The 22631-nt window shown below is 37.7% G+C and carries 18 protein-coding genes and 1 pseudogene; 8 read left to right on the top strand and 11 right to left on the bottom strand.

What is annotated here, in order from left to right; translation table 11 throughout:
- The first annotated feature begins 7 nt into the window (after positions 1–7).
- A complete protein-coding gene (locus ACFSTA_RS07840; protein ID WP_377556051.1) occupies positions 8–1069 on the top strand; it encodes an asparaginase in 1062 nt (353 codons plus the stop codon).
- Complete coding sequence (locus ACFSTA_RS07835) at positions 1047–3026, top strand: ABC transporter ATP-binding protein (RefSeq protein WP_377556050.1); 1980 nt, start codon at positions 1047–1049, stop codon at positions 3024–3026. Before ACFSTA_RS07840 ends, ACFSTA_RS07835 begins: the two co-directional genes overlap by 23 nt.
- Before the next feature lie 108 nt (positions 3027–3134).
- Here the strand turns inward: ACFSTA_RS07835 and ACFSTA_RS07830 are convergent, their stop codons facing one another.
- A complete protein-coding gene (locus tag ACFSTA_RS07830; RefSeq protein WP_377556447.1) occupies positions 3135–4109 on the bottom strand; it encodes a proline dehydrogenase family protein in 975 nt (324 codons plus the stop codon).
- Between the two features lie 317 nt (positions 4110–4426).
- Between ACFSTA_RS07830 and ACFSTA_RS07825 the strand changes: the two genes are divergently transcribed.
- Together ACFSTA_RS07825 and iadA are read left to right on the top strand one after the other, a co-directional pair.
- Complete coding sequence (locus ACFSTA_RS07825; protein ID WP_377556049.1) at positions 4427–5146, top strand: YecA family protein; 720 nt, start codon at positions 4427–4429, stop codon at positions 5144–5146.
- A gap of 36 nt (positions 5147–5182) precedes the next feature.
- The gene (gene iadA / locus ACFSTA_RS07820) at positions 5183–6331 is read left to right on the top strand and encodes a beta-aspartyl-peptidase (protein WP_377556048.1); all 1149 of its coding nucleotides are present in this window, start codon (positions 5183–5185) and stop codon (positions 6329–6331) included.
- Positions 6332–6389: 58 nt separating this feature from the next.
- Here the strand turns inward: iadA and ACFSTA_RS07815 are convergent, their stop codons facing one another.
- The 3 genes from ACFSTA_RS07815 to ACFSTA_RS07805 form a co-directional block, all read right to left on the bottom strand.
- Positions 6390–7220, bottom strand: coding sequence for an N-acetylmuramoyl-L-alanine amidase (locus tag ACFSTA_RS07815; RefSeq protein WP_377556446.1), 831 nt, complete (start codon positions 7218–7220; stop codon positions 6390–6392).
- A 471-nt stretch (positions 7221–7691) separates the two neighbouring features.
- Complete coding sequence (locus tag ACFSTA_RS07810; protein ID WP_377556047.1) at positions 7692–8822, bottom strand: glycerate kinase; 1131 nt, start codon at positions 8820–8822, stop codon at positions 7692–7694.
- A 15-nt stretch (positions 8823–8837) separates the two neighbouring features.
- Positions 8838–9632 carry a MurR/RpiR family transcriptional regulator gene (locus tag ACFSTA_RS07805; RefSeq protein WP_377556046.1) on the bottom strand — a complete coding sequence of 265 codons (795 nt, stop codon included), beginning with the start codon at positions 9630–9632 and terminating at the stop codon, positions 8838–8840.
- A 148-nt stretch (positions 9633–9780) separates the two neighbouring features.
- On the opposite strand from ACFSTA_RS07805, the gene ACFSTA_RS07800 reads away from it, so the two are divergent.
- Both ACFSTA_RS07800 and ptsG read left to right on the top strand, forming a co-directional pair.
- The gene (locus ACFSTA_RS07800) at positions 9781–11106 is read left to right on the top strand and encodes a 6-phospho-alpha-glucosidase (protein ID WP_377556045.1); all 1326 of its coding nucleotides are present in this window, start codon (positions 9781–9783) and stop codon (positions 11104–11106) included.
- A 119-nt stretch (positions 11107–11225) separates the two neighbouring features.
- Positions 11226–13358: pseudogene (gene ptsG / locus ACFSTA_RS07795) on the top strand (glucose-specific PTS transporter subunit IIBC).
- A gap of 269 nt (positions 13359–13627) precedes the next feature.
- Here the strand turns inward: ptsG and ACFSTA_RS07790 are convergent.
- From ACFSTA_RS07790 to ACFSTA_RS07775, 4 genes are all read right to left on the bottom strand, one after another.
- Positions 13628–14017 (bottom strand): RNase H family protein, encoded by a 390-nt coding sequence (locus ACFSTA_RS07790; protein ID WP_377556044.1) that lies wholly within the window; start codon positions 14015–14017, stop codon positions 13628–13630.
- A 166-nt stretch (positions 14018–14183) separates the two neighbouring features.
- Positions 14184–15689, bottom strand: a complete 1506-nt coding sequence (locus ACFSTA_RS07785) for a tripartite tricarboxylate transporter permease (protein ID WP_377556043.1) — start codon at positions 15687–15689, stop codon at positions 14184–14186.
- A gap of 22 nt (positions 15690–15711) precedes the next feature.
- Complete coding sequence (locus tag ACFSTA_RS07780; RefSeq protein ID WP_377556042.1) at positions 15712–16194, bottom strand: tripartite tricarboxylate transporter TctB family protein; 483 nt, start codon at positions 16192–16194, stop codon at positions 15712–15714.
- Positions 16195–16265: 71 nt separating this feature from the next.
- Positions 16266–17231: a Bug family tripartite tricarboxylate transporter substrate binding protein gene (locus ACFSTA_RS07775; protein ID WP_377556041.1), complete on the bottom strand. Its 966-nt coding sequence runs from the start codon at positions 17229–17231 to the stop codon at positions 16266–16268.
- Between the two features lie 299 nt (positions 17232–17530).
- On the opposite strand from ACFSTA_RS07775, the gene ACFSTA_RS07770 reads away from it, so the two are divergent.
- Positions 17531–18787, top strand: a complete 1257-nt coding sequence (locus ACFSTA_RS07770; protein WP_377556040.1) for a SulP family inorganic anion transporter — start codon at positions 17531–17533, stop codon at positions 18785–18787.
- Positions 18788–18833: 46 nt separating this feature from the next.
- On the opposite strand, the gene ACFSTA_RS07765 is transcribed toward ACFSTA_RS07770, so the two are convergent.
- From ACFSTA_RS07765 to ACFSTA_RS07755, 3 genes are all read right to left on the bottom strand, one after another.
- Positions 18834–19364 (bottom strand): chromate transporter, encoded by a 531-nt coding sequence (locus ACFSTA_RS07765; protein ID WP_377556039.1) that lies wholly within the window; start codon positions 19362–19364, stop codon positions 18834–18836.
- Positions 19361–19936: a chromate transporter gene (locus ACFSTA_RS07760; RefSeq protein ID WP_377556038.1), complete on the bottom strand. Its 576-nt coding sequence runs from the start codon at positions 19934–19936 to the stop codon at positions 19361–19363. Before ACFSTA_RS07760 ends, ACFSTA_RS07765 begins: the two co-directional genes overlap by 4 nt.
- Before the next feature lie 100 nt (positions 19937–20036).
- Positions 20037–21650 carry a gamma-glutamyltransferase family protein gene (locus ACFSTA_RS07755; protein ID WP_377556037.1) on the bottom strand — a complete coding sequence of 538 codons (1614 nt, stop codon included), beginning with the start codon at positions 21648–21650 and terminating at the stop codon, positions 20037–20039.
- A gap of 248 nt (positions 21651–21898) precedes the next feature.
- Between ACFSTA_RS07755 and ACFSTA_RS07750 the strand changes: the two genes are divergently transcribed.
- Positions 21899–22348, top strand: a complete 450-nt coding sequence (locus ACFSTA_RS07750) for an Lrp/AsnC family transcriptional regulator (RefSeq protein ID WP_377556036.1) — start codon at positions 21899–21901, stop codon at positions 22346–22348.
- Positions 22349–22631 lie beyond the last annotated feature (283 nt).

Here is a 22631-nt window from a genome sequence, read left to right as displayed (position 1 = left end):
GATAGACATGAATCATTCAACGAAACCAATTCAAGTTTATAGAGGGGATTATGTAGAAAGTACACATGATGTTCATATTGCGATAGTTAAACCAAATGGAGAACTTGTTTCCTATTACGGGGATACAAATAGATTAACGTTTGCTAGATCATCTATGAAACCATTTCAAGCAGTGCCAGTTGTAGAATCAGGAGCAATGGAAGCATTTGATTTTACTGAACGCGAGTTATCCTTATTTTGTGCTAGTCACAGTGGAGAACCCATTCATCGGGAATCAGTAGCAGCTGTCTTACAAAAGCTCCATCTAGAGGAAAGTCACCTCCAGTGTGGTACTCATGTTCCACGGGATATGGATAGTTATAATCAGTTAATCAGATCTGGAGGAGAATTAACGCCGTTTTATAGTAACTGTTCCGGAAAACATGCAGGGATGTTGGCAGGATGTGTGCAGCAACAGATGGATGTTGAAACATATAGGGAATTAACTCACCCTTATCAACAGCAAATTATTGATGTCATTGCCAATGTAAGTAGTTTTGCAAGTGACGAAATTAAAACATCTGTTGACGGTTGTGGAGTTCCTGTACACCGTGTTCCGTTATTTCATATGGCACTTGCATTTAGTCGGCTGGCATCTCCTGATAAATGGAGTGAGGGAGATAAACAACGAAGAAACGCACTAAAACGTATTCGTAAGGCAATGTCAACGTATCCTGAAATGGTTGCAGGGACTAACCGCTTTGATTCAGATTTAATGAATGTATTTGACGGAAGAATTGTCGCTAAAGGAGGAGCGGAAGGCGTGCATTGTTTTGGCGATAAAGAAACAGGGCTTGGTGTAGCTATAAAAGTCGATGATGGCAATGCTAGAGGAACTAATGTCGCTGCAATGGAAGTTCTCAAACAGTTAAAAGTAGGAAATTCAGCAATTTGGGAGCAATTAGATCATTATCATAATGCACCTGTTTTGAATGCAAGGAAAGAAAAAATTGGAGCAATTCGTGCTCACTTTACTTTAAATAATGTCAGACAGAGAGGGATTTTAAATGAAGCCATTACTGTCCATTAAAGATTTGCATGTATCTTTTCAAACGTACTCTGGATCGGTTTATGCTGTAAGAGGTATTGATTTGTCCATACATAAAGGAGAGACACTTGCAATTGTTGGTGAATCTGGTTCTGGAAAATCGGTAACCTCTAAAGCAATTATGGGTCTTCTGCCAAAACAAAATGCCACTATTGATCAAGGGGAAATATGGTTTGAGGATAAGAATTTACTATCCATTAATAACAAAGAGATGCAAAAAGTTCGTGGGTCGGAAATAGCGATGATTTTTCAAGATCCAATGTCTGCTTTGAATCCAACAATGAAAGTGGGTAAGCAGGTTATCGAAGGTGCCTTGAAGCATAGGAATTTAGGTAGAAAGGCAGCGGAAGCATTAGCGATTGAATTATTTGAGTTGGTAGGTATTCCTAATCCTAAAACGCGAATAAATCAATATCCACATGAATTTTCTGGTGGCATGCGTCAACGAGTAGTCATAGCGATGGCTCTTGCATGTGATCCAAAATTGCTTATTGCGGATGAACCGACAACTGCTTTGGATGTAACGATACAAGCTCAAATTTTGGATCTGTTGAAAGATATTCAAAAGAAGACGGGTACAGCTATAATTTTTATTACGCATGATTTAGGAGTTGTAGCAAATGTTGCAGATTCGGTAGCTGTTATGTACGCTGGGAAAATAGTAGAAAAAGGTAAAGTAGAGGAGGTTTTCTATCAGCCAACACACCCGTATAATTGGGGATTACTTCGTTCGATGCCGAATATGAATACAAAAGGAAAATTATATTCTATTCCTGGTAGTCCACCAGATTTGATGAATCCACCAGCTGGAGACGCATTTGCTTCTCGTAATGAATTTGCCTTGGCTATTGACTATGAAAAAGAGCCACCGACATTTCAGGTTAGTGAAACGCATGAGGCGTCAACATGGCTGTTGCACCCACAAGCACCAAGGATTGATTTTACCAATCGGGTTTCCGATGGATTGGAAGAAGCGGCTTCCGTTGCTTTAAATAACAATGAAACGATATTGAAAGTAACGAATCTTAAAAAACATTTTAAACTCCCATCCAAACAAGTTTTGAAGGCTGTTGATGGAATTAATTTAGAAATAAAAAGAGGAGAAACGTTAGGTCTTGTTGGAGAATCAGGATGTGGAAAATCTACTACAGGTCGAACGATTCTAGGATTATATGAACCGACTGATGGGGAGGTTTTATATAATAACACGCCGTTAATTAATAAAAACAAGAAGGAATTTGCTCAAAAAGTCCAAATGATCTTCCAAGATCCGTACGCCTCCCTCGATCCAAGGAAAAAAGTCGAGGATATTATTGCGGAGGGGCTGGATATACACGGTCTTTCTAAAAATGCGAAGGAGCGGAAGGAAAAGGTAGAGCGATTGCTCGATATCGTTGGTCTACAAAAAGACCATGCACTCCGGTTTCCTCATGAATTTTCTGGTGGGCAAAGGCAGCGAATTGGAATAGCACGTGCACTTGCTGTTGAACCAGAACTGATAATTGCGGATGAACCAATTTCTGCTTTGGATGTGTCCATTCAGGCACAGGTTGTGAATTTATTAAAAGAGCTTCAAGAGGAAAGAGATTTAACTTTTCTCTTTATTGCGCATGACTTATCGATGGTTAAATATATTAGTGATCGAATTGGTGTAATGTATTTGGGTGGGATGGTGGAACTAGCGGGTTCGGATGAGCTGTATGAAAACCCATTACATCCTTATACACAGGCGCTCTTATCAGCTGTTCCAGTACCAGATCCTTCTATAGAGAAAACAAGGGAGCGGATAATATTGGAAGGTGGCATACCAAGTCCTGTTGATCCGCCACAAGGCTGCCGTTTCCGAACAAGATGTCCACTTGCAACTGAACAATGTGCAACCATACCAGAGTGGCGAGAAGTAGAAAACAATCATTGGGTAGCCTGCCACTTTGCATAAGACGGTTTTTGGGTTTTGGGGACAGACCCCTCGACCCACTAAAAAATACGAGTTCCTCCTTGTTGGGGGTAACTCGTACTTTTGGATAAGTTTGATTCTCTTGTTCAATTATTTCCCTTTTCGTTTGGATAATCTCCCTAATAAGAATGCTCCTACGCCAACACCGATTAGTGTGTTGGTTTTCTTATTAAATACTTGTTTGGCAACTAGATTAATATTTTGTGGGCGTTCAGCTAGACGACGCATGAAATAACCGTACCAATCTGTTCCAAAGGGAATATACGTACAGAAGTTATATCCTTCCCTTGCGAGTCCTTGTTGTAGTTCTTTTCTAAATCCATAAAGCATTTGAAATTCAAACTTGTTATTAGGAATATTATTTTCTTTTACAAATTGCTTCACATGATTAATGACATGATGGTCATGGGTTGCGATAGATGTAAACTTTCCATGAAGCAAGTGATACTCGATCAATCTGATATAGTTTTGATCAATATCTTTTTTATCTTGAAAGGCAACTTCTTCGGATTCTTTATAAGCGCCTTTTACAATGCGTAAGCGATAGTCATTATATTTTTGAATATCCTCTTCGGCTCGGAAGAAATAAGCCTGGATTACAGTTCCAATATTGGTATATGTTTTAGAGATTTCATCAATGATATCAAATGATGGTTGTAGGTGGCTGTGATTTTCCATATCGACATTGACAAAAATGCCATAACGATCTGCCGCAGCTACGATTTCCGTGAGGTTGTCTAAGCAGAAATCATAATCGATATCTAAACCGATTTGTGTAGGCTTAATGGAAAGATGCGCATCAACTTGATTCGAGTTAATCGCTTCCACAACAGCTAGAATTTGTTCTTTTGCTTGGCGTGCTTCCTCTTTTTCATAAACGAATTCACCAAGGTTATCAATGGTACATGATATCCCTTGTGCATTTATTTCCTTTACACTCTCAATCATTTCTTCGATATTTGTACCTGCCACAACAGATTTTGCCCCCAGCTGCATCCCCCAACGCTGCGCACCACTATTAAGTACTTTATTTTTTGATAGATTAATAAATAAATCTTTTGTAATACCCAACTGCATTCCCTCCAACACTGTTGTAATATAATTGTTAGTAACTTGCGAATATTTCTAAGGTACAAGTTTTGATATAATTATACACCAAAATTTTAAATCCGGATATCATAAATTTTAGGTCAGAAGTAGGATGAAAAGGACATTAGGGAATAGATGGAAAAAAAGGGGTCAGACCCCTCGTCCCAGTAGGTTTAAGGGTGGTCACTGGGACGGAGGGTCTGACCCACCTAGATAAGTAATGCTAATTGCGGATAGGCAAGGGGAATGGTAGAGTGAAATTAATAATTCGGAAAAAGGAAGAAGGATAAGCTATGAATATCGTCATAGATTACATTATCTCTCTGTCTAATCTTTATGGACTGGTTCATAGAGACAAGGTTGTAGAGATTTACAACTTGCAGAATGAGGAAAAAATAGATAAGGAAAAAATCAATACTATTAGTATGGAATTTAAAGAGGATCTCAAGAAAGGTTTTACTGAGATTCATGGAGACTATTTTGTTACGGACTCCATTCTACAATTTGGTGATTTTGAAGAAGAGTTACGGAAGAGGTTGCAAAAACCATTTTATATTCCTGGTCAAGAAGAACTGCTAAATTATAAAAAAAATTGCTATTTTGAAGTAAATGAAGAGTACAACACATTATTAGATTATTTAATGAAATATATTTATAGTGGTGATAATCATAAAGCTGAAATACTTTGTGAATATATTCAAGGAATGTGTCGATATGGGTTTTCTCTCCAGCAAATTATGGATGAGTTTAATGACAGAGGAATCAATTTTAAAGATGAAAAGCAAATTAATAAAGTGATTCAGCTAGTAATGGATTTAGCTAACAATACGAGACTTCCAGAAAATAACGGTTATACACCTCGTGAATTATCAGGATTAATGGAGAAGTCTATGAAAAGACCTATTCCCTCTGTAGTGAATCAAAAGGAACGTACAGAGAAAGTGGGGAGAAATGTTCCCTGTATTTGTGGTAGTGGAAAGAAATATAAAAAGTGTTGCATGGGGAACGCTTAGATAAGGTAATTTTAGATTGGGGAAGAGGGGACTAAAATGATCAAACTGATTAAAAATGGTGACATTTATACACCAAAGCACATCGGTATTCAAGATGTGTTACTTATCGAAGGGAAAATTGCAAAAATTGGTGGTGTTAATGAGGATGCGTTGTTGTCACTTGGTATGGATGTCGATATATTTGACGCGAATGGCAATGTTGTAACACCTGGTATTATTGATCCGCATGTGCACTTAATTGGTGGTGGAGGTGAAGGCGGCTTTGCTACGAGAACGCCTGAACTACAACTAAGTGAGATCGTATCAGCGGGGGTTACGACTGTGGTAGGTCTATTGGGAACCGATGGGACTACCCGCCACATGACTTCATTGCTAGCTAAAGCACGAGGACTTGAAGAAGAAGGGGTCACTACATATATCTATACAGGAAATTATCATGTTCCAACACCGACGATCACTGGTTCTGTGAAGAATGATGTGATTTTAATTGATAAGGTGATTGGAGCTGGTGAAATTGCTATTGCAGATTCAAGATCAGCACAGCCAACAGTTGGTGAGATCGCAAAACTAGTTGCAGAAGCACGGATTGGTGGACTGTTGAGCGGTAAAGTTGGTGTGACACATTTTCATGTCGGTCCAGGAAAAGAGCGATTAAATATGTTACATCAAATATTGGAAGATTATGAGATTCCATCTTCTAAAATCTATGCAACACATATTAATAGAAGTAGGGAACTTGTAGATGATGCAATTGCTTTATCTAAAAAAGGTGCATTTGTTGATCTAACTGCTGGTGAGGATACTTGTGAATGGATTAGGTACTATAAAGAAAATGGTGGAGTTCTGAAGCAACTAACCGTTTCTTCAGATGGCAATGGTAGTTTGCCTAAGTTTGATGAAGCGGGTAACCTAATTGGATTAGGTGTGGCTAGTCAAAAAACATTGTTAGATCAAATGATTGCAGCTGTTAAGGAGCATGGGCTGACGCTCGATGAAGTGTTGGAACTTGTAACGAGCAATCCTGCTAAGGCATTAAATTTTGAATCAAAAGGTGCTTTAAAAGAAGGCTTAGATGCAGATTTATTGATACTAAATAAGTCATCTCTTGCATTGGAACATGTATTTGCTAAAGGAAGACATATGGTTAAAGAAGGGGAAGTACTTGTAAAAGGAACATTTGAATAAGTCGATTTGTGTAGGTGCCTGTCACCTGTCGAAATTTGTCGGTGACAGGCACCAATGTTTATTCGTTTATGGTGCTTTGTAATACGGTTGTTTGCTGTTCGCTTATAATATAGGCGTCTGTAATACCAGCATTCTTTACTTCATTGAGGCGGGTTTCTGCGTTTGCTCTAGTGGAAAACGCTCCAGCTTGGGCTCGGTACCATATCTCTCCTGAAATGGTTACCGTAGCAACAAAGGATTCGATCCCTCTACTACTTAGAAAGGCAACACGCTCTTCCGCGTTATCTCTAGATCTAAATGATCCAGCAACTACTTTGTAAATGATGTCGGAATCATCTTGTTGAGGCTGGAGATTAAATGCAATAGCTAACCCATTTACATGCCCTTGGGCAACATTTTGTAACCATGACGATTGCTTCATTAAATTAGAGTCATGCACATTATCAATAAAACCATTCTCGGTTAACAGTGCAGGCATATTAGATTCGCGTAATACGTGTAGGTTACCCTTTTTCTTCCCGCGGTTTTGTAATTGGTTAACTTTTATAATCTCGGCATGAATGGTATTTTGATAACCAGCTGATGGTGAAGAGTCGGACAATCCACTGTAAATATAATCTTCATACCCTTGAGCAGAACCGTTGAAAGCATTGCAATGGATAGAAAGAAAATAATCTGCTCCCCATGCATTTGCTTCATTTGTTCGTTGTTGCAGGCTTTTTGTTGTATCTCCTGTTCGACTCATTTGAACATCTACATTTTCGTAATTATTTACTAAAATTGACCGAATTCGAAGTGCAATATCTAAGTTAACGTTTTTCTCCAAGAGACCATTTCCGGTGGCACCGCTATCTGTACCGCCATGACCAGGATCAAGGTAAAGCTTCATCATACATCTCCTCCTTAAATTTCATAAAAATAGATTTTCCTTTTTGAAACTACTAGGATGGGATATTGACAACATTATCATTTAATGGAATCACATGATGATCTTTATTTAGTTAACTAACTTTACTGCGGCTTCTTCGTTGATCCTATTAGGGGAAGCATTTACTATGATGAACAACATTTGAGAAACAAGATGAACGCATTACTAGATTACTATATCATCTCTTTCATCCTCCTTATCATGTTTTCCTTAAGTTTGAAAAGACATGATGTGTTTTCATCAAAGACTCCTTTCCTATTAAATTTTGGATCATAAATAGATTTCTACATGGAAAGGATGAAACCCTTTAATATTTTGAAAAATGAAACAATAGACTTATAGAGGATTAGAGGGAGGGGAAAAAGTCTTAGTAAGGTGCCTGTCACCTGTCGAAATTTGTCGGTGACAGGCACCACTTCTCCTCAATTCATCCTAGCTTCTGGTTATTTTATGGATGAAGTGGATTGTTTGTTTTGTTTGTTGGTAGAGTAGTTCTTCTGCTTGTGCTATGCATGTTTCGATTGATAATGGTTGGTTGATTATCGAGTAACAGCCACTGAATTTTTCTAGTAGTGGATCGATATTTCCAGCAAGTGATCCTGAAATTAATACTGCTGGAACGTCGTATTTATTGGCAAGGTCCGCAATGTATCCAGGAGCTTTTCCATATAAGGTCTGTTCATCGCTTTGTCCCTCTCCTGTAATAACAAGATCAGCTTGTTTAATCGTTTCTTCCATATATGATGCTTCTCCGACAAGTTTTGCACCGGACAAAAGCTTTGCTCCTAGTAAAAGAAAAGCGAACCCTAATCCACCAGCGGCCCCTGCGCCCGCAATAGAACTAAACTTTAATAATTGGTCAGTCTCCACAAGTTCGGAAAAGTGTTTCATGGCAGTATCATATTGTATGACCTGTTTTTGTGAAGCTCCTTTTTGTGGTCCATATACTGCACTAGCGCCTTTTTCACCGAAAAGGGGGTTTTCTACATCACATGCTACCTGTACAGTTACATCATATATTCGTGGATCCACATCATTTAGGCTAATGCGTGTAACTTTTGTTAAATCACGACCGTAAATACCAACCTCATTTCCATCTTGATCCCAAGCCTTCATACCAAGTGCTAATAACAGACCTAATCCAGCATCGTTTGTTGCACTACCACCAAGTCCAATAATGAATGATGTGCAGTTACGATCCAGTGCATCTTTTATTACCTCACCAAGTCCATAGGTGGTTGTTATATCAGGATCCCTGTCCGCTACTGGAACTTGTACTAGTCCAGCGATATTAGCAATTTCAATGACAGCGGTTTGTTCATCTATCATGCCGTAATACGTATTGATTTTTTCCCCAAGTGGTCCAGTACATGTAACGGCTATGCGTTTTCCGTTAGAAGCAGTTACTAATGCATCAACGGTTCCCTCGCCGCCGTCTGCCATGGGCTTGGTCGTAACAGTATCACCGAATCCAAGTGACTGAATAGCCTTTTTTATAATTGCGGAAGCCTGTGATGATGTAAGACTTCCTTTAAATGAATCTGGTGCAACGACGATATTCATGTGGTTTCTCTCCTTCTATTTGAAAATAATCGAATATGCAAGATAGATGGAATTAATCACGCTTAATAAATTGATTTCTTCTACAATAGGTGATTTTAAATGCTCTAGCTTATGATCGCTAATCTTGATCACTTGTTTGGCATGTTGTGCAAGATAGCTTTGTTCATTTCCGGTAATTGCGATGATTGGAATTCCTTTATTTTTAAGTACTTTTACGAGTCGAACAATGAATCTAGTTTCCCCAGAGAAAGAGACGATTACTGCTAGATCTTTTGTTGTCATTGATTCTGCTTCTGTTATTTGATTTTCGTGATTACTGTATGCAGTAGCATATTTCCCAAGCCGGATAAACTTAAATTGTGCATTTCTTGCGAGTAGGTGGGAAAATGTCACCCCGAAAAAGGACACTTTGACGGATTGATGAATTTGATGTACTACCTTTATAATTTCGTTCGATTGTAATAGGTGTTTTGTTTCTTCTAAGGATGTTTGTAGCTCATCAAAATAACGGCTAAGTTGTTCGACATTGAATTTCTCTTCTAATTTTTCTATTTCTACTTCGGAATCATTAAACTCAATAAACGTGCGTGCATATTCCTTCAGTTCTTTAAACGTGATATTGTCAAATCGCCGACAAAATCGCGTAATCGTAGCTGGTGATGTATGACATGCCTCTGCTAACTCGTAAATAGTCATCGAGGGAATTTTATCTACATTTCTTAAAATATATTCTGCGATGATTATTTCAGATTTTGTATGGTCTGTGGAAGACTCTATAAAATTCAATAATTTAGCCATGAAATTGTACACGGAATCACTCCTCCATTGTACGTTCCATTATAGAACAATTTATAAAAAGTTTCATAAAATGAAATTTTTGGAGCGTTTTCGTTTTTATCCGTTATGATGTCCCTAGAAGCGGTTACAAACAAACATTTACATCTAGGAGATGATCTATATGAAAAAGTACAATGTTGTAGTTGTTGGTGGAGGTAGCACATGGACCCCAGGATTATTAAAGGGGATGTGTACGAGAAAAGATACGTTTCCGATTAATCGATTAGTGATGTATGATATCGATGCGGAACGTCAACAAACAATTGGAGAGTTTGCGAAAGTTTTATTTAATGAAGAATATCCAGAACTAGATTTCAGTTATACAACGGATAAAGATGAAGCATTTACGGAAGATGTTGACTTCGTACTTTGCCAAATGCGTACTGGTGGATATGCAATGCGTGAAAAAGATGAGAAAATTCCATTGAGCATGGGTTTAATTGGTCAAGAAACGTGTGGACCAGGTGGCTTTGCTTACGGTATGCGTTCGATTCGCGATATGGTTGAATTGGTGAAAGATGTACGTGCCAAATCACAAGATGCATGGATTTTAAACTATACAAACCCAGCTGCAATCGTTGCGGTTGCATTACAGGAAATTTTCCCGGAGGACAATCGCATTCTTAACATTTGTGACCAACCGGAAAACTTGCTTCGTTCGTATGGTAAGTTGCTAGGTATGAATGAGCGTGATTTTGATCCGGTATATTTCGGCTTAAATCACTTTGGTTGGTTTACACATTTATATAATCAAGAAGGAAAAGATTTGTTGCCGGAATTACGTGAAAATATTCTTAATGGAGGATTCCGTCCTGCTGATGCAGAGCAACGCGATCAATCCTGGTTAGATACGTATGCCATGGTAGAGCAAATGGTTCGTGATTTCCCGGATTACTTACCAAACACGTATTTACAATATTATCTATACCCAGATAAAGTGTTGAATAAATTGAATCCAGAGTTTACACGTACGAATGAAGTACAAGCAGGTCGAGAGAAGCGCGTCTTTGAAGATTGTGCGCGTGTAGCGGAAATGGGTACTTCAAAAGAATCTAATGTGGTTCATAATGATGCACATGGAGAATTTATTCTGATCGTAGCGGAGTCAATTGCTCATAATAAAGGCGATAACTTTATTGTTATCTTGAAAAACAATGGTTTAGTGAGTAACTTACCAGATGATGCAATGGTGGAAGTTGCTGCAAGTATTACGGTTAATGGACCAAGACCATATGCAGTAGGGGAGATCCCAACATTTTATAAAGGTATGATTGAAGGGCAATATGCTTACGAAAAGTTAACAGTAGAAGCATATTTAGAAAAATCCTACGGTAAAGCGTTACAAGCATTAACATTAAATCGCACCGTAGTATCCGCAAAACAAGCAAGAGAAGTACTAGACGCACTAATCGAAGCAAACAAAGGCTACTGGCCAGAACTACGATAAGGTTGGGGTGCCTGTCACCGACACAATTCGACAGGTGACAGGCACCAACAAGTTTCGACAAGTGACAGGCACCTAAAATGGCACTTAAAATGTATACGTTTACGGGGAGGTTTATTGTTATGAAGAAGGTCTTTACGTTTGATTTTTTCCAGCGTATTGGTAAGACGTTTATGGTTATTATTTCATTATTACCGGCTGCAGGTTTGCTTTTAGGAATCGGAACAACATTACAGTCACCATATTTAATGGAGTATTTACCGTTTTTGGAGAATAGTTTTTGGCAGACAACAGCTGATTTGATGAAAGGTGCCGGTAGTGCTATTTTCAGTAATCTCGGTGTTTTATTTGCTGTCGGGATTGCGGGTAGCTGGACTGGTGGAAAAGCTGCTGCCGCATTATCTGCTTAAGTTGGTTATCTCGTCATGCATACCGTAATTGGTATTGTACTTGGTATTAATATGGATAATATTTCGGAAGCAGGTTACGGTCTAGAGCTAGGGATTCCATCACTGCAAATTGGGGTGTTTGGCGGTATCGTCATGGGGTTTGTAGCAGCAGTACTATATGAAAAATATCATGACTTCAAAATGCCAGAGATGCTTTCGTTCTTTGGTGGGGCAAGATTTGTACCAATTATTACAGCCGGATTTTCGATTATCATCGCACTTATTTTTACAGTTGTCTGGCCATTGGTTCAAGACTGGATTTACAATTTAGGGGCAGCATTATCTGGTGAAAATACACCACCGTTCTATATGTTTATATATGGGGTAGTTGAACGTGGATTAGTTCCATTTGGTTTACACCACATTTTCTATATTCCAATCCGTTTCTCTGAGGTTGGAGGAACTTATACAACATTAGCAGGTTCCATTGTGTCAGGAGATACAGCAATGTATATGGCACAGCTTGCAGATAAGCAAGTTAATGACGCAGTTGAAATTACAGCTGGACGTTTCATGGCTGGAAAATTCCCATTTGTTTTATTCGGGTTACCAGCAGTTGCTTTAGCGATGTACCACATGGCTAAGCCAAAAAATAAGAAGGCAGTTGCAGGTTTATTATTAACAGCTGCAGGTACTGCTTTCCTAACTGGGATTACAGAACCAATTGAATTTACCTTCTTATTCGTAGCACCATTACTGTATGTATTCCATACGTTAATGGCTGGAGTTTCCTTCATGCTGATGTACATTCTTGATGTGAATGTTGGGTATGCAGGTGGGTCCGGATTTATTGACTTCACTTTATTCGGTATTTTACCTGGTGTAGGTGAGCCATGGTGGTATGTTCCTATCGTTGGTTTAGGAATGGCAGTTATTTATTACTTCGTATTCCGTTGGGCAATTGGAAAATGGAATCTCCTCACACCTGGTCGAGGTACTGAAGATACAAACCGTTTATATACGAAGAAAGATTATGAAGAAAAATCTAAGGGTAACGGTGTTCAAGGAGCAAATCAAAAAGCCTATGATGTTTTACAAGCACTTGGTGGAAAAGAAAATATTAGCAATTTAGATGCATGTATCACTCGATTACGTGTTGGCGTGAATAATAAAGGCAATGTAGATAAAGTGCAGTTACAAGCGCTTGGAGCTGCAGGTGTGTTAGAAGTTGGTAATGGCATACAGGCAATATTTGGTCCTACTTCAGACACGATTAAAAATCAGATATTGGATATTATTAATAATGGATTTACTCCTAATCAGGCAGCATCAAAAGAAGTGACAGAAGCGGATGTTAGCGAAGATTCTGTAGGAGCTGGGAGAGAATTTGAAGTAGGAGCAACTACTTCGGTTGTAGCACCTATTTCTGGAAAAGTAGTTCCATTGGAGGAAGTACCAGATGATGTTTTCTCTCAAAAAATGATGGGTGACGGAATTGCGATTGAGCCATCTGACGGTACGGTTGTATCTCCTGTTGAAGGGGAAATCGTTGATGTCTTCCCGACGAAACATGCGATTACATTCCGTTCAAATGAAGGAGCAGAAATGCTTATCCATATGGGATTAGAAACGGTAAATCTAAAAGGGGAAGGCTTTGAGATCCATGTATCTGCTGGAGATAAAATCAAAAAAGGTGACCTTCTAGCAAAAATGGATTTGAACCTATTAGGTGAAAAAGGATATAACACGATCACACCAATACTTGTATTGAATAAAGATCAGTTTGAAATCAGTCAAAATGAAACTAGGAAAGAAGTAACAGCAGGAACAGAAGAAGTGTTTACAGCTATTACGAATAATAACTGAAAGAATTAAAAAGGTGCCTGTCACCCGTCGAATTTTGTCGGTGACAGGCACTTTTTTAGGAACTTCAAAACTCAATATCAACACAAAAATACCAAGAGGAAGTCTGATCAATTCGTGATTCTTTGCTTTACTAGAAAATACTTCAGTAGAACGCTTCCAATATAAACCAGCAATTACGTATGGAAATAGAGGGAGAGAAACGATATTAGAATATATTCTCTTCTATACAAGCAATGGGGTTACACCATTAAGAGGCAAACCCCACTGTTCTACAGTATTCGAATTGCCTTCCTAGCCAACTTATCGGCATTTCCATTACTTTTCTCGGGTATCCACTTGATGAAAAAATATGGAAAGGAGCTTGATCGCTCTCTTATTTTTTCGAGCAAGGGTAGGAAGGTTTGATTTTTCGTGAAATCTTTTTCGATAGTATCGACAACTAAACGAGAATCCGATCGGAAGGATAGTATTTCATTTGGAAATTTCTCCTTGCAAACTTCTAGTGCTTTAATTACTGCTAGAAATTCTGCTTCATGATTGGATAGTACTCCTAATGGGAAGGAGTATTCATATTTATCTTCACCTGCTTTAATATAAATACCAGCTGCGCTTGGTCCAGGATTTCCTATTGATGAGCCGTCTGTGTATACTTCGATCAAGGTTATTGCTCCTTTATTAACTGTGTATAGTATTAGATTATAGCAGTTTATAAAAAAGAATACTTGCCAAGTGTTTAATTTTCCTGTGAAAATACAATTTAAACTAAAGTATAATGAACGAGGATAACTAGTGACTATCCTCGTACCATTTTATATATCCATCTAATTATTTAACTTTCGCTCTACTCGTTTGCCAGACGGTGAACGCAATTGATATTAAGGCTAATAACAAAAAAGTTAATGAGATAGGGCGGGATAAGAATAAGGTCCAGTCAGGATTAGACATGAATGCCCTTCGTAAGTTCACTTCAGCAATTGGACCAAGAATAACACCTATAATAATAGGAGCTAACGCAAATTTGTATTTAGTAAAAAAGTACCCAACTATTCCAATGATAAACAGTAAATACAGATCAGTTATACGATTGTTTAATACAAATGTACCGATAACACAGAGTATTAGAATCACAGGAACCAAAATCCGGGTAGGAATCTCTGTAACACGTACGAAAAAGCGAATTCCTAGAAACTGTGTAATGAGCATGAAAAATGAAGCCACTAAAAATGCAAGAAATATTCCACCAACAATGTTTGGTTCGTTAGTGATTAACAATGGACCAGGGTTTATTCCGTGAACCATTAAAGCGGATAATAACACAGCGGTTACCGCTGATCCTGGAATCCCCAAGGCAATCGTCGGGATGAGGTCACCACCAACTGTTGAGTTGTTTCCAGCTTCTGAAGCTACTACGCCTTCTTCATGACCATCACCAAATTTATCCGATTCCTTGGACCATTTTTTTGCTTGGTCATAAGCTATGATATTAGCAATACTTCCTCCTGCTCCAGGAATGGCACCGATAATAGCTCCGATCGCGGAGGAACGAAGGAGATTGACTGGTTTGCGAATAACATTCATAAATGTTTCTTTTGGTTTCAATACAAATTGGATTCCTTTAATTTTATCTTCCTGTTTTTGTTTAAGATCTCTTTCTAACTCGGAACGTTCGACGGAGTTAAGTAGTCTCGAAATCGCAAACATTCCAATTAAAACAACGAGGAATGGTATACCGGCTCTGAGAGTTTGAATGTCAAAGGAGAAGCGGGATATGCCGACAATAGGATCTGCTCCAACTGTTGCAATTAACAAACCGAACAAACCAGCAATTAATCCTTTCAGTATGGATTCTCCGGTCACACTTGCTATGATAGTTAATGCCGCTACAATTAATGAAAACATTTCCCATGGACCAAACATGAGTGCCAAATTAGCAACCTGGGGTGCGATTGAAACGAGTATGAAAAAGCTGATGATTGAGCTTAGAAAGGATGCCCAGATTCCGATGGATAATGCTTTCCCGGGGTGACCTTTTCGTGCCATTGGATAGGCATCAAATGTGGTTGCTACAGCAGATGGGGTACCAGGAATCCCAAGTAGTGCGGCTGTAATGAGTCCACCTGACATACCACCAACAAGAACTCCAATCATTGCAGCTACACCTGTGACTGGCTCCATTCCAAAGGTCAACGGTAATGTTAATACAATTGCCATTGTGACGGTAAAACCAGGAATTAGTCCAGCTAGAATTCCAGCTAGAACACCTAAAAATATTACAAAGAGTATATGTAATTGAAAAATTTCACTTATTCCAAGCAATAATAAATCGAACATTATCACACCTCCTTTTTATAGTTTAAAAAAATATTCCATCTGGAAATCTGACGTATAGAACACTTTCAAAAAAGTAATACATCCCGAACGTTACTACTAATGAAATAAAACTAATAGTCACCATATTTTTTTTCTTACGAGGTCCGATGATGAGACCTGTTGCGATGATAAACGCAATACTGGATACGATAAAACCGATCACATCCAATAACATGATATACAAACCGAGTGTAATCAAGATAAGTATGACTAATTTGTGTTCTTTCCATAGCTCTTTTGAAAACTCCTTTATTCCTACGTCAAAGCTTGATGCCTTTGTCTTCATTAGCTCGATTGTTTTCTTAATTACTAGGAATGATGCTAATAAAGCTAATATTAAGGCAACTAATTTTGGATAGGAACCAGGATCCAAGTGGGTTTCATTAAGCTGTTGGAAATCTCCCGAATTAAAAAAGATGATGGCGCTTAAAAGGATTAGTAGAATCCCTATTACAATTTCCCCCATAATATCCTCCCTGCTATTTCAGTTCTAATGAAGTAGAGGACGATTTCTCGCCCCCTTGATAAATATAGATTCTATTCAATATCTGCAATAATTTCTTCAATTATTACGTTCTGTTTCTCTAAATAGTCAGCATACTCTTCATGGTTCATGAAGTTTACATTAGCACCTAGATTTTCTATGTCTTCCTTGAATCCTTCACTATTTGCAACTTTTTCAAACTTGTCACTTAAAATTTTAATAATTTCTGGATCTGTACCACCGGGTGCTACATAACCGCGGTTAATTCCCATTGTAATGTCATAGCCTAATTCTTTAAATGTTGGTACATCAGGCAGTGTGTCAGTTCTTTCTTCTGTACCAATAGCGATGAAGTTCATATGTCCTGCTTCTACAAACTCTATGGCTGATGGATAATCAACAATAACAGCATCTACATGCGCACCAGCAAGTGCTTGAATTGCTTCTCCTAATCCTTCATAACCGACTAGATTATAGTTAATACCTAGTTCCTTACCAATTTGTTCTACCCAGACTCGTGGAATCCCACTGACGGTTCCACCAAAATTAATTTGGCTATCCTGTCCGTATTCAACAAATTCTTCTAACGAATCAACATTCATTTCGCTTGAAACAGCTAGAATTTGGTTGGAAGCTGACATTGATGCAATTGGTTCAAAATCATCGTAGTTTACTTCTGAAACTCCAGTATGATGAGCGACAAGATGTCCTTCATGAATTTGTCCAATATGATAACCGTTTGGTTCTTGTTCTAGTAATTCCTCAGCTCCGATTGTACCACCGACACCAGGAATATTGACAACAACCAAGGATTGATCCAATGCTTCTTCCGCATGGTCAACAACCACACGACCTTCAATATCACTGCCACCGCCTGGATCCCATGGAATCACCACTTCAATTTCACGATTCGGATAATCTTCTGCCGAATCCCCTTCATTTCCACAAGCTACTAGGACCATTGCAATGGAAATAGTTAAAAGATATACAACAAGAGTGCTTACCTTCCATTTAGCCATAAAGTTCATCTCCTTTTTGTGATAGTTTCCACTAAATAGTTAATGAGAAATCCTAAGCCAATAATCTGCTTCTTAAATCAAAATGAAAGCAATTACAAATCATCTGAATATTTTATGATATTATAATTTATTTATTACTTACAGTCAATATGCAATTTTATAAAAATTAGTTTCTTTTTGATAAAATTGAAAGTATTACCTTTCTTATTGTTCAAAAGCCATATTCTGATGTAATAATCCATTCAGCCTCCTAATATAGTACAAGTATACTTCAAGCAGATTAGGGAGGACTTCCAATTATGATCTATAAACTATTTCCTGGATTAAGGAAACTAGTATCCTACAACACATCAAATCTTTCGGGAGATATCACAGCGGGAGTAATAGTGACATTTTTGTTGTTTCCGCAAAGTATGGCTTATGCCATAATAGCTGGTGTTCCAATAACGATGGGATTACTTGCAGGCACATTTCCTTTACTAATCTATTGTTTGTTTGGTAGCTCCAACTATTTATCTGTTGGGCCAGTTTCTGTCGTATCCTTATTGGCTTTTACTGGTGTATCAAACATTGTGGAGCCTGATTCTAGTAGGTTTTTAGAGATAATAATTTTCCTTTCCCTGATAGTGGGGGGTGTGCAACTATTGATGGGGATGTTAAAAATGGGGTCTCTATTAAAATATATTTCACCAGCTGTCATTGACGGATTTACCTCTGCATTGGCAATCATTATCATACTGAATCAAATGAGCTCTATCATGGGTGTTAGTTTACCGAAATATAAGAACATTTTTACTTACATCATGGATATCTTGTATAACATTTCAAATGTAAACATATTAACTGTAATGATTGGATTAGCCAGTTTCATTATATTAGTCTTTTTAAAAAGTAAGCTTCATATCTCATCCAGTCCATTTCTTCTTATGATCATATCAATTTTGATCGTCGATTATTATGACCTGAACAAACAGGGAGTAGAAGTTGTAGGGGAATTGCCAAAGGACATGCCAGATGTTTCCGTTATGATTCCTACTGTAGAATTACTATTATCTATACTACCGATCGCGATGATAATTGGATTTATATCATTTTTCGAGTCTTTTTCAGTGGCAAAAACTTTGGGAGACAAAGAAAATGAACAAGTGAATCCGAATCAAGAATTAGTTGGATTAGGCTTTGCAAATATGACAAGTTCATTTGTTGGAACCATTCCGGTTGCTGGTGCTATCTCACGAACAGCAGTCAATTATGAGTCTGGTGCAAAAACAAATGTGTCCATGTTCGTTACTGCATTATTAATGCTGTTAGCATTTTCTTATTTGACGCCGTTCATTTATTACCTTCCTAATACAACATTAGCTGCGATCATCATATTTGCTGTAATGAAGCTAATTAATGTAAAAAAACTCAAGTATTTTATAACGAACCAAATCATGGAAGCTATTATCTTTTTAATTACTTTTATTGCTACGTTAGTACTAGATGTTTTTATGGGACTAGTTGTTGGAGTAGTTTTTACGTTAGGCGTGAATGTAGTAAGAAGAGTTTTTTGAAGTGCCTGTGACTTATCGAATGTCGACAAGTCACAGGCATTTTTTATTAACCTAGAAAGAATCCGCCAAATAGAAGTGCTCCGGCTACGACGAATGCGGGATGAACTTTTCGTCGTTCTATAAGCAAATAGCTAATGACAGCGATCAATATTGTCGGTAATAAACCAATCCCTACATAAGATTCTGCAAAGAAGTTCCAAGTCATAACACCTAAAAGGATCGCGATTACTGGTTGTACGAATAATGTTAATCGTTTGACCTTCGGTGAATCTTTATATTTTAATAGTAATCCACCTAATAAAATCATGAGTATAAGAGATGGTGCTACTGTTGCAAAGACACCAATAAACATGCCGGGCATACCACCAACCTCAAACCCGATATACCCTGCCATTTTCGTAGCAATTGGTCCAGGTAGGGAATTCCCTAGTGCTAGTACTTCACTGAATTCTTGGACTGTCATCCATTCATAGCGTTTTACTACTTCATTCTCTACAAGTGGAATTGAAGCAGGTCCTCCACCATATCCAAGTATTCCTGGGATGAAGAATGCTAAAAATATTTGCCAATAGATCATGTTGTTTGCTTCCCTTCTTTCTTCTCTGAGTTGTTCTCCTTATTTTTAATTGATAAAGCTACAACGAGTAAAATGGCAATAATAATTCCTGGATGGATATGAATAACTTGGAGAAGAACAATCAATATAACAACAATTATGATAGCTTTTTTCCATCCAAAACCTTTCCCTGATTTATTTATAAATTGCCAGGTCAATGTTGCCATCATCATTCCAACGACTGGAATTACGCCTGCAGTCATTCCCTGCACCCAATTAAACTCTTCTATAAATGATAAAGAGGTAAGTAGGGCAATCATAAGAAGAATCGTTGGAATAATGTTTGCTAGGATTGCATTAATCATTCCGAAGACTCCGGATACTCGGTATCCTATGTACCCTGCTAATTTGGTTGCAATGGGTCCTGGTAGTGAGTTTCCTATTGCAAGTATGTCACCAAATTCGTCATCATTTAGCCATTTATATTTGTTAACTACTTCCTTTTGAATTAGCGGTATAGATGCTGGTCCACCACCGAATCCAAGCATTCCAACTCGAAAAAATCCGATAAAAAGATCCCAATGTGTTTTCATATTGTCACATACCTTTATGCATATTGATGAGGCTGTTCAAATAGTGTATGTTACTATTTGACAGCCTCTAGTTTACCTTTATATTAATTAAACTCTTCCTTTACCAGGATGCTACACTACCGTCCGTTCTTGATTCGGATCCACCTACTAATACACCTGTTTCAGGATCACGCCAAATAATTTGGCCTCTTCCAAAGCTATTTGGCTCCAACTGAATGCGAATATCATGACCTTTAGCAGCTAATTCCTGTGCAATATGATGGAAAAAGCGGTCCTCTACTTCTACGGTTTTATCCTTCATCCATTGCCATCTTGCGGCATCTAATGCTGCTTGAGGGTGGAGACCGAAGTCAATGGTATTCATAACAACTTGTACATGCCCCTGTGGTTGCATGAATCCGCCCATTACTCCAAATGGTCCAACAGGTTGATTATTTTTCGTTAAGAAACCTGGAATAATTGTGTGGTATGTCTGTTTACCACCTTCTAATGCATTGACGTGATTCGGATCGAAGGAGAAATTATGCCCACGATTTTGTAAAGCAATACCAGTACCTGGTACAACAATTCCTGATCCGAATCCCATGTAATTACTTTGAATAAAGGAAACCATATTTCCTTCATTATCGGCAGTTGCTAAATATACCGTTCCGCCCGCTTTTGGTTCACCAGCATCTGGTGTTAATGCTTCATCTGTAATTAATGATCGACGTTCTTCGGTATAAGCATCACTTAAAATGTCATGACTTGAATATTTCATATGTTTTTCTTCCGTTACATGCTTGAGGGCATCAGCAAAAGCTAACTTAATTGCTTCAATTTGTTTGTGATACGTATCAGCAGATTCTTTTGTATGGAATGAAAATCCTTTGAGTATATTTAGTGCTTCCAATGCAACAATTCCTTGGCCATTCGGTGGGATTTCCCAAACATCATATCCACGATAATTAACACGGATAGGGTCGACCCAATCTGGTTTATATTCTGCTAAATCATCTGCTGCTAAAAACCCTTCTGTTTCGTTAGAGAAAGAGACGATTTTTTCGGCTAACCTTCCTCGGTAGAACGATTCTGCATTTGTATCAGCTATTTCCTGTAACGTATTTGCATGATCCTTTGAAGACCAAATTTCTCCTACTTTAGGTGCTCTTCCATTTGGTGCAAATGTTTTGAACCAATTTTCAAATTCTTTATCAGTTAGCTTAGTTTTAAATTTACGATACGCATTATCCCAAAACTTACCTAATGTCGGTGAGATCGGATAACCTTCTCTAGCATATGTAATAGCAGGTTCTAAGGTATCTTTTAATGAAAGCTTTCCAAATCGATTGGATAATTCAGCCCATGCTCCTGGTATACCTGGAACTGTTACTGGAACCCAACCATGAGTAGGAATTTCCGTATAATTTCTTTCTTTTAAAGCATCTATGGAAATTGACTTTGGAGATTTTCCACTCCCGTTTAAACCATGAAGCTCTCCTTTTGTCCAAACTAAGGCAAACGCATCTCCACCAATCCCATTTGAAGTTGGCTCAACAACGGTTAAGCTTGCAGCAGTTGCAATCGCTGCATCAATAGCATTTCCGCCTTTTTTTAATATATCAAGTCCTGCTTGTGCAGCAAGTGGTTGTGAAGTTGCTACCATTCCGTTTTTCGCGTAGACTGGCTTACGAGAAATAGCATCTGATCCATTAGAAAACTTAGAAAAATCCATGAAGCACACTCCTTATTATTATTTTTAGAATTAATGCCATATTATGAGAAGAAAGCAAATTTGTCAATAACAGTTAATCAAAAATAAGCTAAAACGTAATTATAACTTTCTTTTTATAGACTATAATATATTTTAACTTTCGATATGAAGATTGCATCTTTGTTCGAAAACTTACACAACTTCTTTCTATTCATAAGTCTATCAGTTATAATTGAACTACATCTTTAATTTCTAAGGGAGTTTTGTGGGTGAAACTGGATAAAATAGATAAAGCATTAATTGAAATTCTAGCTGATGATGGTAGAATATCCTACGTTAATTTAGCAGAGAAAGTAGGTCTTTCACGTGTAGCAGTAAAAGATAGAATTCATAACTTAATGGAGAAAGGAATTATTGAAAAGTTTACAGTAGTAGTAAACTCAGAGAAGGCAGGGAAGCAAATTTCTGCTTTTTTTGAAGTTGAAGTTGATCCAATGCAATTGCAGCAAGTAGCACAAAACTTGGCGGATAATCCAAATGTTGCTAGCATTTATCAGATGACTGGTCCAAGTACACTTCACATGCATGTTCTTGTTGAGGATATGAAAATGTTAGAAACTTTCATTAACGATGAGCTCTATTCAGTTGAAGGAATTAATCGTATTGAAAGCTCGGTAATCTTAAAGCGATTTAAAAGTCGTAATGGGTATAAACTATAACTTGATTTTAAAAATAGCAGTTAGATAAGATCCTTCACTTCAGAGAGAGTGAAAGGATCTTTTTATTTTTAGGATGAATAAGTATTATTTTATTCTTGTATTTATGCGTAGGTCTTATGTTATAAAAAATTACAAAATGATGTTCGTGTAGTAATTTTGTATGATTAATGTAATGAATTTATTGATTTTGATTTATTTTTGTTGCTTAAATCTATTGACACCTTCATATGATTGAAGTATAGTCTATTTTAAATATATAGAAAATTACACCAAAACTGAATAA

It is taken from the genome of Ornithinibacillus salinisoli (assembly GCF_042684965.1).
Taxonomy (GTDB): domain Bacteria; phylum Bacillota; class Bacilli; order Bacillales; family Amphibacillaceae; genus Ornithinibacillus; species Ornithinibacillus salinisoli.
Note: the sequence above shows the minus strand (reverse complement) of the source record. Positions and strands in the feature narration are given on the sequence as shown.